General features: G+C 46.2%; 15 protein-coding genes. 9 read left to right on the plus strand and 6 right to left on the minus strand.

Going from position 1 to position 13,290, the window contains the following annotated elements:
- Positions 1–42: 42 nt before the first annotated feature.
- Both MOB98_RS13685 and MOB98_RS13690 read left to right on the plus strand, forming a co-directional pair.
- Complete coding sequence (locus tag MOB98_RS13685; protein ID WP_268359180.1) at positions 43–495, plus strand: NUDIX hydrolase; 453 nt, start codon at positions 43–45, stop codon at positions 493–495.
- A gap of 62 nt (positions 496–557) precedes the next feature.
- Positions 558–2,282: a pyruvate oxidase gene (locus MOB98_RS13690; RefSeq protein WP_268359178.1), complete on the plus strand. Its 1,725-nt coding sequence runs from the start codon at positions 558–560 to the stop codon at positions 2,280–2,282.
- Between the two features lie 251 nt (positions 2,283–2,533).
- Here the strand turns inward: MOB98_RS13690 and MOB98_RS13695 are convergent, their stop codons facing one another.
- The 4 genes from MOB98_RS13695 to MOB98_RS13710 all read right to left on the minus strand — a co-directional run bounded on the left by MOB98_RS13695 (position 2,534) and on the right by MOB98_RS13710 (position 5,208).
- The gene (locus tag MOB98_RS13695; protein ID WP_024714475.1) at positions 2,534–2,800 is read right to left on the minus strand and encodes a hypothetical protein; all 267 of its coding nucleotides are present in this window, start codon (positions 2,798–2,800) and stop codon (positions 2,534–2,536) included.
- 109 nt (positions 2,801–2,909) lie between these two features.
- Complete coding sequence (locus MOB98_RS13700; RefSeq protein WP_268359177.1) at positions 2,910–4,187, minus strand: Nramp family divalent metal transporter; 1,278 nt, start codon at positions 4,185–4,187, stop codon at positions 2,910–2,912.
- Positions 4,188–4,417: 230 nt separating this feature from the next.
- Entirely contained in the window at positions 4,418–4,675 is a 258-nt protein-coding gene (locus tag MOB98_RS13705; RefSeq protein WP_268359176.1) for a GlsB/YeaQ/YmgE family stress response membrane protein, read from the minus strand.
- 77 nt (positions 4,676–4,752) lie between these two features.
- Positions 4,753–5,208: a DUF2188 domain-containing protein gene (locus MOB98_RS13710; RefSeq protein ID WP_268359175.1), complete on the minus strand. Its 456-nt coding sequence runs from the start codon at positions 5,206–5,208 to the stop codon at positions 4,753–4,755.
- Positions 5,209–5,323: 115 nt separating this feature from the next.
- Here MOB98_RS13710 and MOB98_RS13715 point away from each other — a divergent pair, with 115 nt between their 5' ends.
- The 4 genes from MOB98_RS13715 to MOB98_RS13730 all read left to right on the plus strand — a co-directional run bounded on the left by MOB98_RS13715 (position 5,324) and on the right by MOB98_RS13730 (position 7,473).
- Positions 5,324–6,142, plus strand: a complete 819-nt coding sequence (locus MOB98_RS13715) for an EcsC family protein (protein WP_268359174.1) — start codon at positions 5,324–5,326, stop codon at positions 6,140–6,142.
- Between the two features lie 130 nt (positions 6,143–6,272).
- Positions 6,273–6,644 carry a glucose starvation-inducible protein GsiB gene (gsiB, locus tag MOB98_RS13720; protein ID WP_268359173.1) on the plus strand — a complete coding sequence of 124 codons (372 nt, stop codon included), beginning with the start codon at positions 6,273–6,275 and terminating at the stop codon, positions 6,642–6,644.
- 134 nt (positions 6,645–6,778) lie between these two features.
- Complete coding sequence (locus MOB98_RS13725) at positions 6,779–7,111, plus strand: cupin domain-containing protein (protein WP_268359172.1); 333 nt, start codon at positions 6,779–6,781, stop codon at positions 7,109–7,111.
- A 2-nt stretch (positions 7,112–7,113) separates the two neighbouring features.
- Positions 7,114–7,473, plus strand: coding sequence for a YdbC family protein (locus tag MOB98_RS13730; protein ID WP_268359171.1), 360 nt, complete (start codon positions 7,114–7,116; stop codon positions 7,471–7,473).
- Between the two features lie 36 nt (positions 7,474–7,509).
- On the opposite strand, the gene MOB98_RS13735 is transcribed toward MOB98_RS13730, so the two are convergent.
- Both MOB98_RS13735 and dctB read right to left on the minus strand, forming a co-directional pair.
- Positions 7,510–8,331, minus strand: coding sequence for a manganese catalase family protein (locus MOB98_RS13735; RefSeq protein ID WP_268359170.1), 822 nt, complete (start codon positions 8,329–8,331; stop codon positions 7,510–7,512).
- 88 nt (positions 8,332–8,419) lie between these two features.
- On the minus strand, positions 8,420–9,472 hold the full coding sequence (dctB, locus tag MOB98_RS13740; RefSeq protein ID WP_268359168.1) for a C4-dicarboxylate TRAP transporter substrate-binding protein DctB: 1,053 nt from the start codon (positions 9,470–9,472) through the stop codon (positions 8,420–8,422).
- 69 nt (positions 9,473–9,541) lie between these two features.
- On the opposite strand from dctB, the gene dctS reads away from it, so the two are divergent.
- From dctS to dctP, 3 genes are all read left to right on the plus strand, one after another.
- Complete coding sequence (gene dctS / locus MOB98_RS13745) at positions 9,542–11,149, plus strand: two-component system sensor histidine kinase DctS (RefSeq protein ID WP_268359167.1); 1,608 nt, start codon at positions 9,542–9,544, stop codon at positions 11,147–11,149.
- On the plus strand, positions 11,139–11,819 hold the full coding sequence (gene dctR, locus MOB98_RS13750; protein ID WP_268359166.1) for a two-component system response regulator DctR: 681 nt from the start codon (positions 11,139–11,141) through the stop codon (positions 11,817–11,819). Before dctS ends, dctR begins: the two co-directional genes overlap by 11 nt.
- Positions 11,820–11,937: 118 nt before the next feature.
- Positions 11,938–13,203 carry a C4-dicarboxylate transporter DctP gene (gene dctP, locus MOB98_RS13755; protein ID WP_268359165.1) on the plus strand — a complete coding sequence of 422 codons (1,266 nt, stop codon included), beginning with the start codon at positions 11,938–11,940 and terminating at the stop codon, positions 13,201–13,203.
- The last annotated feature ends 87 nt before the right edge of the window (positions 13,204–13,290 follow it).

Consider the following 13,290-nt stretch of genomic DNA (forward strand, 5'->3'; position numbering starts at 1 on the left):
GATCACCTTGGTCTTTTTTTGCGGAAAAAGAGGAGAAGTAAAATGGATACACAAGGCGCATTTGTCATTCTATCGAACGAGAAGCATCAGATTCTGCTGGTTAAACGAAAAGACGTTCCTTTATGGGATCTGCCGGGCGGCAGGGTTGATCTTAGTGAAACAGCAGAGGCAGCGGCAGTCAGGGAGGTATTGGAAGAAACGGGGTACAACGCAATGCTTTCAGCAAAAATTGGTGTCTATCAAAGACCCAAGTTTCAAGATGAACAGTATGTGTTTGCCGGAAACATAACAGGTGGACGAGCAATTGCAAACGGCATGGAGACAGCAGGTTTGAAGTGGTTTTCTCCGCAGCGTTTGCCGCTTTTTATGGTGCCAAACCGAAAAAGGCAAATCAAAGATTTCATGAATGGTGCTCGAGATGTAAATGTCACTCTCAAGGACTGCGGCATGCTTGCGGCGATTGACCTGCTCAAAAGAAGACTTAGCAAACGATAAAGTCTCCGGGTTTTAAAGCCTTTCTCCTGTGGTATTGAAAAAAGGAAAAAGGAGGATACGTCATGGCACACAAAACTGCAGGACAAGCAATGGCAGAACTGCTTGAGCAATGGGGAGTTGATCATGTTTACGGCATCCCCGGAGACAGTATAAATGAATTTATTGAAGAATTAAGACACGAAAGAAATCAGTTGGAATTCATTCAAACCCGCCATGAAGAGGTGGCAGCGCTGGCAGCCGCGGCTGAGGCAAAACTCACCGGCAAGATCGGCGTCTGCCTGTCGATCGCAGGGCCGGGTGCGGTTCACTTATTAAATGGTTTATATGATGCAAAAGCGGACGGCGCCCCTGTGCTGGCGATTGCAGGACAGGTCTCATCAGGCGAGGTAGGACGGGATTATTTTCAGGAGATCAAGCTTGAGCAAATGTTTGAGGACGTGGCTGTCTTCAACAGGGAGGTACATAGCGCAGAATCGCTGCCGGATCTCTTGAATCAGGCGATTCGCACCGCCTACAGCAAAAAAGGCGTCGCGGTATTGAGCGTGTCAGATGATTTGTTTGCGGAGAAAATCAAACGAGAACCAGTGTACACTTCACCAGTCTATATTGAAGGGAATCTTGAGCCGAAAAAAGAACAGCTCGTCACTTGTGCGCAATATATAAATAACGCCAAGAAGCCAATTATTTTGGCGGGGCAGGGAATGAAAAAGGCGAAACGCGAGCTGCTGGAGTTTGCAGACAAAGCGGCCGCCCCGATCGTTGTCACGCTTCCGGCAAAGGGCGTTGTTCCCGATCAGCATCCGCATTTTCTCGGCAACCTCGGGCAGATCGGCACAAAGCCGGCTTACGAGGCAATGGAGGAATGTGATTTATTAATCATGCTCGGGACTTCATTTCCGTACCGCGATTATTTGCCTGATGACACGCCGGCGATCCAGCTTGATTCAGACCCGGCGAAAATCGGAAAGCGCTATCCGGTGACAGCAGGCCTTGTTTGTGATTCGGCTCTCGGTCTGCGTGAATTGACAGAGTATATTGAACGGAAGGAAGACAGAAGATTCCTGAATGCCTGCACGGAACATATGCAGCATTGGTGGAACGAAATTGAAAAAGATGAGACAGAGGCGGCAATACCGCTTAAACCCCAGCAGGTCGTGGCACGCCTTCAGGAAGCGGCAGCCGAAGATGCAGTGCTCTCTGTAGATGTCGGCACTGTTACCGTTTGGATGGCACGTCATTTCAAAATGAACGCGAACCAGGATTTCATTGTTTCCAGCTGGCTTGCGACAATGGGCTGCGGACTGCCGGGAGCAATTGCCTCAAGCTTGGCCGAACCGGAGCGACAGGCGATCGCGGTCTGCGGTGACGGGGGCTTTTCTATGGTCATGCAGGATCTCCCGACCGCAGTCAAATACAAGCTCCCGATCACCGTTGTGATTTTAAACAACGAAAATCTTGGCATGATCGAATATGAGCAGCAGGTCAAAGGCAATATCGACTATGTCACAAAACTTCAAAATGTCGACTATGCCGCATTTGCAGAAAGCTGCGGAGCAAAGGGCATCAAAGTGACCAAAGCGGAAGAGCTTGCGCCGGCTTTCCATGAGGCGCTGCACTCTGACCAGCCGACCGTTGTGGACGTCATGATCGGAAATGAACCGCCGCTGCCTGGCAAAATCACCTACGGACAGGCAAAAGGCTTTAGCAAGTACATGCTGAAAAATTTCTTTGAAAACCAAAAAATCGAAATGCCGTCACTGAAGAAAAGTTTGAAACGGTTATTCTAAAAAACAGGGGCCCTTAGAAGCCCCTGTTTTTTTGCGTTGGAAATACATGTGGTTTTTGTAAGAGGAGAATAACATGTTTACGCCTAAAAATTATCGTTATATGTTCAGGAATGATTTAGAAGCCTTTCCTCATTATCGCCATACTCCAAACCTCCAAACGAAAAAAAGGACAAATGCATCTTTTTTCACAGCAAAAAGATGCATTTGTCCTTGTATGTTTCATATGTTTATTCTTGTCAAACCTTACCGAGCTATTTCTCTTTTTTCTTAAGCCCGAAAAAGAACGGAAATGCAGAACCAACCAATAAGGTGCCGAATAAAAACATGCCGCCGATAAACACGTGGAAATTCGTGTGTCCGGCCGTAAACGCGGTAATCAAGGAGATGATACTGAGCACGATCATGGCAATGCCGGGCGCGACTCTCATTTTTCCCTTGGATTTATAGGCAGCAACAGAACATAAAATTCCGATTACAATAGGTACAATCCACAAATAAAACAGAATAAATACTGACATTATCAAAACTCCGATTTTTTCTTCTATCATAACAAATTTCTGTCAAAAAGGATATGAACGAGCTTTGGACAACAAGAAAAAAACCGGCCTTCAAACAGCCGGTTTTTTTCTAACGGAACGTATCAATAATTAAAAACACATTCAAAGCGACGATCAATACAGCGATCAGCCAGGACACTACTGTGACCCATTTGGCGTTGATAAGCGGCCCCATAATCCGTTTATTGCTTGTAAACATAATAAGCGGGATTAAGGCAAACGCGATGCCGAAGGAGAGTACAACCTGGCTCAGCACGAGAGCGGTCGTCGGATTGACGCCTGACGCGATGATCAGGATCGGCGGAATGATCGTGATAAAACGCCGTACATACAGCGGGATGCGGTAGTTGATAAATCCTTGCATGATCACGTCGCCTGACAGTGTGCCGACAGACGAGCTGGATAGTCCAGCAACGAGCAGCCCGATCCCAAATAAAACCGCTGACACAGGGCTGACAAGTTGCCCGAATTGTTGAAATGCGACGTCAAGATCCTCGACAAACAGCCCGTTTTTGAAAAATAGAGCGGCAGCCACAATCAGCATACTCGCATTAATAGCACCTGCAATCAACATCGCTATTAAAATATCAATAAATTCGAATCTAAAGATTTTTTTCCGTTCCGCATCCGTTTTGCCGACCACCCGCCGCTGTGTAAGGGCAGAGTGTAAATAAATGGCGTGCGGCATAACGGTTGCGCCGAGAATACCCGCTGCGAGAAGCACACTGTCAGTGCCGTGAAACGCCGGAACAAAAAGGCCCTTCATCACTGACGCGGCATCAGGCTTTGCGAAAAAGGTCTGCAGTGCAAAGGCGATTACCACTACAAACAGCATACCGGCAATTCCGGCTTCAAGTGAGCGATAACCGCGGCGCTGAAGCTCCAATATCGCGAAAGAGCCGATCGCCGCTATAATTGACGCTTCAAGCATCGGGATGCCGAACAGCAAATACAGTCCCAGAGCCGCTCCGATAAATTCCGCCAGATCAGTTGCAATAATGACCAGCTCGCCCTGAATCCATAATCCGATGGAGACAGGCTTCGGGAATTCTTCGCGGGCAACCTCAGGCAGATTTTTGCCTGTCGCAATACCGAGTTTGGCGGAAAGTGATTGGATTAAAAGCGCCATGATATTAGAAAATAAAATCACCCATAGCAGCATATATCCGTATTTAGAACCCGCCGATATATTCGTTGCGAAGTTGCCGGGATCAATATAGGCGATGGCTGCTATAAACGCAGGGCCCAGAAATGGGAGCAGTCCTCTGAATCCTCTGCTTTTCCCGTCAAGCGCATCTTGGACTGCTTTGGAACGGGGAGATTGTGCTGTGATGTCCTTGTTCATCATGTCTCACCTGAATTCTGATTGTTTTTGCCATACAACAAAGAGTTTCCTTAAACCAAATTATTTTATCTACATCATATGACCATCCGGGTTTCTTGTCAACCGAAGATGTTTAAAATACACTCTCAAATTTTCCCCTGTTATGTAACATGATATGTAGGAATTCGTATAAGGTCCCATAAATAAAAAGACATCGTTTCAGTTCGAAACGATGCCCCCTGTATTAAATAGGTTTAAGCTTCTTTCCGCAGTCCGCGGAATACGAGGCTCAGCAAGAATACGAAGATGGCGGCCCCAATGATTGCCGGGAAAATAGCAAAGCCGCCGAGGCTAGGTCCCCAAGTGCCAAGGAGCCCGTGTCCGATCCATGCGCCGATCAGACCGGCAATCATAGAGCCGAAAATTCCTCCCGGCATCCGATTTCCCACGATGGCGCTACCGATTAATCCGATGACGATAGCTACGACTAATGAAACCAAAAAGCTAAGCATTATGCTCACCTCTCATAAATGATTTACTGATCAATAACCGATCCTGCCAAATCCGAAACACGGAAAAGCATATTGCTTTATGACGATCCTGTTTTGATCTTTCGCTGTACGCTGCCGTCAGCCAAATGAACAATGACATCAGTGCCTTTATTCGCTGCGATCTCCTTTGCCCTTTCAATGGCTTCTTTCTTTGTATCCTTGATCTCAGACACACGTTTGGCATCCTCGGCTTTGACCGCCCAGCCGTCTTTATGCTTGATGACATGCTCTGCTTTATCCATGAGCTCAGGACCGTTGCTTCTGATTGAATCTTTATCGCGTTCTGTCTCATCATCGTGCTTGAGGAAATCATCAATTTCTTCTTTAGAGGCATTTTCCGCCCATTCCTTTGCTTTGCTTGTCGCAATCGGAATCGCGCGTCCTTCCTCATAGCCCTCATCAATCATCGCATTCGCAATGTCAATCGCTTTCTTCTTCACCGGCTTTTCGAGATTTTTTAATGAAGCTGGATAATCCTTCATCGACCAAGGCATGTCCATCACTCCTTTTCTTTTTATAAAAATGGTACCCGCAGGCGAAAAATAAAAACGTTTCTGAGAAAATGAAGGTATACTATATAGTAGAATTCGGAAGGGAAGTGCGAGTTGGGTGATAACAGAACGAAAAGAAGACTTACAGCAGCAGTTAAAAGAAATAGAGAAATGGGAAAGAGATCAGCAAAAAGTCTGGTTTTGGGAAAAGCTCAGCCGTCTCCCGTTTCAGCTGCTGGACAAGCTGACGCCGGAATTCATCCAGAAAAAAATCGGCAAGCTCTTGGATGAGGTCGGCAGCTTTGTTCAAACAGGAGGGCAATACCTGACTTCTGAAAAACAAATAATCAACATGTTTCAAAAGAAACTGCCGGAGGAGATCTTCGAATCACTCGAAGATGTACAAAAAGCGCCTCTTTCTGTCATGGATGAAATTGCGGAAGGGATGGGCAAAAACAGAATCAACGCTGCAACTGTTCAAGGCGCGACCACGGGTGTGGGCGGCGTGTTTACGCTGGCGGCTGATATTCCGGCCGTGCTTGGCCTGTCGCTAAAAACGTTGCAGGATATCGCGGTTGCTTACGGCTATGATCCAAAGGAGAAAAAAGAGCGGGTCTTCATCGTAAAATGTTTGCAGCTGACATCGGCTGATGTTGTCGGCAAAAAGTCGATTTTGCAGGAATTAAAAGACTACGATCAAGATCGTACATATAAAAATGTCGCTTCTCAAATCCAAGGCTGGCGTGAAGTCGTTTTAGGCTACCGCGACACATTTGGATGGAAAAAGCTTTTTCAAATGGTGCCTGTCGCCGGAATGGTCTTTGGCGCCGCAGCCAATCGCTCGACATTAAACGACATTACCGAAACAGGCATGATGCTTTACAAAAAACGGCGCGTTCTAGAGCGGCTGAAAGAAACAGAACAAGGGATGGAATAACAAAGAAAGCAGACGGGCACCGCGCTCCGCCTGCTTTCTTTAGTGGAAACACACCCAATGTGTTTTGTTTGTTTAAAAGAATTATGAGCGGGAATACAACAACCAACACCAATTAAAGGAGGAATTCAAAATGGCAGACGATAACAAAATGAGCAGAGAAGAAGCAGGTAGAAAAGGCGGAGAAACAACAAGTAAAAACCATGATAAAGAATTCTATCAAGAGATTGGAAAAAAAGGCGGAGAAGCCACTAGCAAAAACCATGACAAAGAATTCTATCAAGAAATCGGCGAAAAAGGCGGAGAAGCAACAAGCAAAAATCATGACAAAGAATTCTATCAAGAAATCGGCGAAAAAGGCGGAGAAGCCACTAGCGAAAATCATGATAAAGAATTCTATCAAGAAATCGGCCGTAAAGGCGGAGAAGCCACTAGCAAAAATCATGATAAAGAATTCTATCAAGAAATTGGCTCAAAAGGCGGTAACGCCCGCAACAACGACTAATCAAAAGCATAAAGGCAGACAACCTGTAGGTAAAAAGCGATCCGGCGCATCAGCTGGATCGCTTTTTATTTTAGGAATTTTCTCAATTTATGCCACTATTACAATACAATTATTGAAAAAGGGGTTTTTCGCTAATGTCCAAAATGCAAAACCTGCTCGCCATCGCAAATGATGTCAAAGAAAAGCACGCCAATTTTTCAATCTCAGAGGTCAACGACCATTGCGTGCGCCTTGCAGTGTTTACAGGAGAATATGACTGGCACCATCACCCTGACTCAGATGAATGGTTCATAGTTCTTGAAGGTGAGCTGCTGATCGATTTTCAGGACAAAGAAACCGCGGTTCTCAAGGCAAATGACAGCCTGCTGATCCCGAAAGGAACCGTGCACCGCACGCGCTCTTACGTCAGGACAGTGAATCTCTGTGTCGAGCATCAACACGCGAAAACCGTCATCATAAAGGGTTAGCCATGCTAATCAAAAAGATTGTGTGTGAAGTAGACGATGCAAACGCTGAAGCATTTTCAAAAGCGCAGTCACAGTGGGGAGCATTATCGTATATAAGCGGCTTCATCAAACAGGCCGGCGGCTGGCGAAAAACAGCAAACGGGCCGCTCACCGCCGAGATCATCGGTGTTTGGGAGAACAGAGCTGCCTATGATCATTTTATGGAGAATGAACACGACAGCATATACGAAGAAAATGAACAGAAGGCAGTGATTCTTTCGATAGAAGTGGCGCTGTACGAAGAGGATGAACCGTTCGTTCACGATCTGTTACATCACCCTGATATCCGGTACGAACCAGGCTGGACAGTTCTGAAGGCATAACGAAAGCCCAAAACATCATGTTTTGGGCTTGTGTCTTTACTCGCGTCCCGGAAGCGTATTATGAACAAATGGCGGCGCCGGTTTTAACTCCGGTTTTTCTCCAAACGCCTTTGCTTCTTTCACATATTCAAAGGCTTCTCCGTCCGGCGCTTTTTCGTTCAGCCAGGTTTGCTCGGCGCTTTCTTCGCCTTCAGAGAAATTGATAAGCTGATGCGAGAACTCTTGTTTTTCAAGAGCTTTAGGGAAAGTCCCCGGCACAACCGGACCTTCCTGTGCTTCTAATTCTTTAATGGCAGCGAGCCATTGATTTTGGTGCATCGTATCACGCGCCAGCAGGAAGCTGAGCATATCTTTGACGCCTTTGTCATCGGTCATTTCAAATAGGCGTGCGACCTGCAGACGGCCTTGTGATTCCGCATTCAGGTTAGCGCGGAAGTCTGCCAGCAGGTTTCCGCTTGCTACGATATAACCGCCGCTCCAAGGTACGCCTGTACTGCTTTCCGGCATGGCGCCAAGTCCTGATACAATGGCATGGTGAGGATTCATGCCGCCCAGGATGGAGCCGATGACCGGATCTTCAGCGGCTTTTTCCTGCTGATCAAGCGGGGCATTCTCAAGAAGTCTCGCAATCATTGTTGCGATCATTTCAACATGCCCGAGTTCCTCAGTTGCCGTATCCATCAGCAAATCTTTGTATTTTTCATTTCCTCTTGTATTCCAGCCTTGAAATAAGTACTGCATGGCAACTGAAATTTCACCGAATTGCCCGCCTAAAATTTCTTGCATTTTTTTAGCGAATAATGGATCTGGACGATCTGGTTTAGCTGGATGCTGCAGCATTTTTGTGTGCTTAAACATGTACCCATCTCCTTTTTCATTTATCTATCTCTTTCTATATTTCCGATCGATCGAAAGATAAACGGAAAACAGCGTATCGAGATGGGGACTACGAATCCTTTCGCAGGTCTAACAGCTCCTGAATCAGCTTCCGGCCAAAGATGGGCTCATACTGACGGTAAACAGGATCAAGGCGCTTCATCCAATCTTTTTTCTCTTGATCTGACAGCTCGTAGATGTTAATAGAAGAATTCTTTTTGATTTCTTCCAGCTGCTCCTTATTCATTTGTTCGGCATGCATCTCATTCCACTCTGACGTTTCCTTCATCGCTTCCGTCAAAATGCGCCGAGTTTCCGGTGTTTGCGCCTTCCAGAAATGGTCATCCGTCATGACAGCGTAGCCTAGATAACCGTGGCTGCTTATTGTCAAATAGTCCTGAACATTATAAAATTTTTTAGAATAGATGTTTGAGATGGTATTTTCTTCGCCGTCGACCACATTGTTTTCTAACAGCTGAAAGGTAGAGTTGAAGGATTCCTGATGAGGTGTTGCGCCTAACAGCTTGAATTGATTCTCTATTACATCACTTTGCATAATACGGAGATCTTGTCCTTTTAAATCGTCCGGAGTCTTGACCGGTCCTTGGTTTGTTGTGATTTGCTTAAAACCGTTCGTCCAATAGGCAAGGCCTTTCAAATGGTTTTTCTTTAGAGAGTCAAACAGCTGCGTGCCGATGCTGCCGTTGAGCCCTTTTTTAACGGCGTCGTAATCTGTAAATGCATACGGCAGATCCAATACGCCCCATTCAGGCGAGAGCATGCCGAGTTTTGATGTAGAGGGGGCGATAAATTGAACATCGCCGTTTTGCAATGCTTCAATTTCTTCAATGTCCGAATACAGGCTTCCATTCGGGAACACCTCAATTTTGATTCTCCCGCCTGATTTTTCGTTCACCAGCTCGGCAAACTTATTGGCAGCTAACCCTTTTGGTGTGTTTTCAGCAACAACATGGCTGAATTTAAACACAATTTGATCCTGTAAGCCTTCCTGATCGTCATCATAAACAATCTCTTCACTGCCGGTGCGATCATGGAATCCGATAAATAAAGCGGTTGCAATACCGGCGATCATCAGTGCGAGACATGCAAGCAAACTCTTCATGAAAAGCCCTCCCCTATGTTTAGGATAATGGGGGCAATGCCATTCGTAAAGACCTGAAAGGAGAAGCTGATGAACAAAAAGAAGCTCTCAATCCGTTGGAAAATCACGATCCTATCCTATATACTCGTCATTTTCTCCTTTTTGATCGGCGGCATTGTACTCATCGGCAATATCCAGCATACAGAGGAGCGGGAGCTGAAGAAACGGCTGATGAATACGGCCCGGACGGTGTCGGAGATGACAGAAGTAAAAGGGGCCTTGGCGCGAAAAAAACAAACAGAAGCTGTTCGCCACGCAGTTGAAGAAATCAGGATGATTAATGAAGCAGATTACATCGTCGTGATGGATATGAATCACATCCGCTACACGCATCCTGTCAGTACAAGCATCGGCAAAAAGTCTGAGGGTGCGGACGAAGAGGCGGCGTTTGCGGAGCACATTTATTTCTCAGAAGCAAAGGGTGAGATCGGCACGGCGGTTCGCGCTTTTTACCCGGTGAAGGATCACGATCTGAACCAGATCGGCGTGGTGCTTGTCGGGAAAACACTGCCGGGGATCGCCGACATCCTCCTTCATTTAAAGCGTGATATTGCGTTCATCGTTGTGCTGACACTTGGCTTCGGGCTTGCAGGTTCCTTTCTGCTGGCCCGCCATATCAAAAAACAAATGTTTCAGCTTGAACCCCATGAGATTGTCCGGATGTATGAAGAACGGACGGCGACGTTTCATTCAATGAATGAAGGCGTGATCGCTATTGACAACCGGCTCATCATTACAATTTTCAATGAAAAAGCGAAACAGATCTTTGAGGTGCAGGGGGATCTGGTCGGAAAGGTGATCTGGGAGGTTCTCAAGGATTCGCGCCTGCCCGAAATCGTGGAGCGGAACAAAGCGGTTTATAATGAAGAAATTCGTGTCAGCGGAAAGGTCATCATGAGCAGCAGAATTCCGATTGTCATGAAGAAAAAAGTCATCGGCGCCGTCGCGATTTTTCAGGACAGAACGGAAGCGGCCAAGATGGCAGAGGAATTGACTGGTGTCAGAAACTTTGTAGAGGCGCTCCGTGTCCAAAACCATGAGCATATGAATAAGCTGCATACGATTGCCGGTCTCATCCAGCTGGGGAAATCTGAAAAAGCCTTGCAGCTTGCATTCCAGGCGTCAACTGAGCAGGAAAATGTGACTGAGTTTCTGCATCGGTCGATTCAAAATGACGCCGCGGCCGGCCTGCTGTTAAGTAAGGTCAGAAGAGGGAGGGAGCTCGGCATTATTGTTCATATTGATGAAAACAGCAGTCTCCAGCAATTTCCTGAGCATGTTGATCAGCATGATATCGTTGTGCTCCTCGGCAATCTGATTGAAAATGCCTTCGGTTCATTTGAAACCGTTCAATCTGATGACAAACGAATTGACATCAGCATTGAACAAACGGATGATATCCTTGCCATTTTAATAGAAGATAACGGCTGCGGAATTGAACCGGCGCATATGCCGCACCTTTACGACAAAGGATTTACGGTTAACAAAACAGGCGGTACAGGCTATGGCCTTTATTTAGTGAAACAAATTACAGACAAAGGATCGGGTACGATAGAGGTCGATTCACACGCGGGACGGGGAACATCTTTTTCTATCATTTTTCCAATGAAGGGGGAGGAAGCACAGCATGGTTCGTAAGGAATGGAAGGTTCTGCTCATTGAAGACGATCCGATGGTTCAAGAGGTAAACAAGGAATTCATCACAACGGTCAAAGGCTTCGACGTCTGTGCAATAGCTGGAAACGGTGAAGAAGGCATCAAGCTGATTAAAGAAAAACAGCCTGACCTCGTTATTCTCGATGTGTACATGCCGAAAAAAGACGGAATCAAAACGTTGCAGGAAATCAGAAAGCAAAAGCTTGAAGTGGATGTCATCGTCGTCTCCGCTGCAAAAGACAAAGAAACGATCTCCCTTATGCTGCAAAACGGAGCGGTTGACTATATTTTAAAGCCGTTTAAACTTGAGCGAATGAGACAGGCACTTGAAAAGTACAAGCAATATAAACAAAAAATCGAAGCGAATGATACGCTGTCCCAGGAGCAGCTTGATGCGATCCTGAATATTCCGCAGCAGGCCGTTCAGGAGCTCCCGAAGGGGTTAAATCATTTCACGATGAATGAAGTCACTGCTTTTTTGAAACAGCAAACCGCATCACTTTCTGCGGAAGAGGTCGCCAAGGCGCTCGGCATCGCCAGAGTGACAGCCAGGCGATACCTTGATTACCTTGAAAAAAACGGAACGATCAAGCTGGACGTTCAATACGGAGGAGTCGGCCGGCCCGTCAACCGTTACGTGTTTATAGGATAACCTGAGACCAAAAAGACCAAAATGTCCGTTATGATCATAAACTTCCCCAGACTGTATGAAAACGCTATCATTCTAGTAAGAAAGACACAAAGGCGAATAGGACAGGGGGATGAAGGATATGAAACTGTTTAAAAATTTAACAGTTCAGGTCATTACCGCGGTCATCATCGGGGTCATTGTCGGGCTGGTCTGGCCGGATGTCGGCAAAGAGATGAAACCGCTTGGCGATACATTTATCAACGCTGTTAAAATGGTGATCGCACCAATCATTTTCTTCACAATCGTTCTCGGGATTGCAAAAATGGGCGATATGAAGAAGGTTGGAAAAGTAGGGGGAAAAGCGTTTATTTATTTCGAGGTTGTCACCACCCTCGCACTCATTATTGGTTTATTTGTCGTAAATATCATGAAGCCGGGAGCAGGCCTTGATTACAGCAAGCTTGAAAAGGGAGATGTATCACAATACACGCAAAATGGCGGTCAGGGAATCGACTGGGTTGAATTTGTCACACACATTGTTCCGTCCAACATGGTTGATGCCTTCGCAAAAGGGGACATTTTGCAGGTCTTATTCTTTTCTATTCTTTTCGGAGTCGGTCTCGCGGCATTAGGTGAAAAAGGGAAAAGCGTCATTGATTTCTTCGACAAGATTTCTCACGTCTTTTTCAAAATCATCGGCTATATCATGCGTGCAGCGCCAATCGGGGCTTTCGGGGCGATGGCGTATACGATCGGGCACTTCGGTCTCGATTCCATCAAGCCGCTGGCAAGTTTAATGATGTCAGTTTATATTACGATGTTCCTGTTCGTATTTGTTGCTTTAAATATCATCTGCAAGCTTTACGGATTCAGCCTGTGGAATTATCTGCGCTTCATTAAAGATGAGCTTCTGATCGTGCTTGGCACAAGCTCATCAGAATCGGTGCTTCCGCGTATGATGGATAAAATGGAGCGCTACGGCTGTTCCAAATCCGTTGTCGGGCTTGTTATTCCGACGGGCTATTCGTTCAACCTCGACGGCACATCCATTTATTTATCAATGGCGACCGTCTTTCTGGCACAGGTGTTTGGAGTAGACCTCAGCATCGGCCAGCAGATTACAATTATCCTCGTTCTGATGCTGACATCGAAGGGAGCGGCAGGTGTGACGGGAAGCGGATTTATTGTCCTTGCTTCAACACTGTCGGCGCTACAGGTCATTCCGCTGGAGGGTCTTGCACTCCTGCTTGGGGTTGACCGATTCATGAGTGAAGGAAGGGCAATTGTGAACCTGATAGGAAACGGGATCGCTACAATAATTGTTGCAAAAAGCGAAAACGAATTCGATGAAGCGAAAAGCGTAGAGGCTGTTGAAGGCATGAAAAAAATGAAAACAGCAGTCTGAAAAAAGAGCGGCCCATCTGTGGGCCGTTTTTTTAATTGTTTAAGAATTATTAAGGTAAGGACAGAGACCTCAGCATTTTTTTGTTAT

It is taken from the genome of Bacillus sp. N13C7, assembly GCF_026790065.1.
Classification (GTDB): domain Bacteria; phylum Bacillota; class Bacilli; order Bacillales; family Bacillaceae; genus Bacillus.

Excerpts from the sequence above, each read along its gene's own strand:
- MOB98_RS13685 (WP_268359180.1), top strand. The coding sequence starts at position 43 with ATGGATACACAAGGCGCATTTGTCATTCTATCGAACGAGAAGCATCAG.
- MOB98_RS13690 (WP_268359178.1), top strand. The coding sequence starts at position 558 with ATGGCACACAAAACTGCAGGACAAGCAATGGCAGAACTGCTTGAGCAA.
- MOB98_RS13695 (WP_024714475.1), bottom strand. The coding sequence starts at position 2,800 with ATGTCAGTATTTATTCTGTTTTATTTGTGGATTGTACCTATTGTAATC.
- MOB98_RS13700 (WP_268359177.1), bottom strand. The coding sequence starts at position 4,187 with ATGATGAACAAGGACATCACAGCACAATCTCCCCGTTCCAAAGCAGTC.
- MOB98_RS13705 (WP_268359176.1), bottom strand. The coding sequence starts at position 4,675 with ATGCTTAGCTTTTTGGTTTCATTAGTCGTAGCTATCGTCATCGGATTA.
- MOB98_RS13710 (WP_268359175.1), bottom strand. The coding sequence starts at position 5,208 with ATGCCTTGGTCGATGAAGGATTATCCAGCTTCATTAAAAAATCTCGAA.
- gsiB (WP_268359173.1), top strand. The coding sequence starts at position 6,273 with ATGGCAGACGATAACAAAATGAGCAGAGAAGAAGCAGGTAGAAAAGGC.
- MOB98_RS13725 (WP_268359172.1), top strand. The coding sequence starts at position 6,779 with ATGTCCAAAATGCAAAACCTGCTCGCCATCGCAAATGATGTCAAAGAA.
- MOB98_RS13730 (WP_268359171.1), top strand. The coding sequence starts at position 7,114 with ATGCTAATCAAAAAGATTGTGTGTGAAGTAGACGATGCAAACGCTGAA.
- MOB98_RS13735 (WP_268359170.1), bottom strand. The coding sequence starts at position 8,331 with ATGTTTAAGCACACAAAAATGCTGCAGCATCCAGCTAAACCAGATCGT.
- dctB (WP_268359168.1), bottom strand. The coding sequence starts at position 9,472 with ATGAAGAGTTTGCTTGCATGTCTCGCACTGATGATCGCCGGTATTGCA.
- dctS (WP_268359167.1), top strand. The coding sequence starts at position 9,542 with ATGAACAAAAAGAAGCTCTCAATCCGTTGGAAAATCACGATCCTATCC.
- dctR (WP_268359166.1), top strand. The coding sequence starts at position 11,139 with ATGGTTCGTAAGGAATGGAAGGTTCTGCTCATTGAAGACGATCCGATG.
- dctP (WP_268359165.1), top strand. The coding sequence starts at position 11,938 with ATGAAACTGTTTAAAAATTTAACAGTTCAGGTCATTACCGCGGTCATC.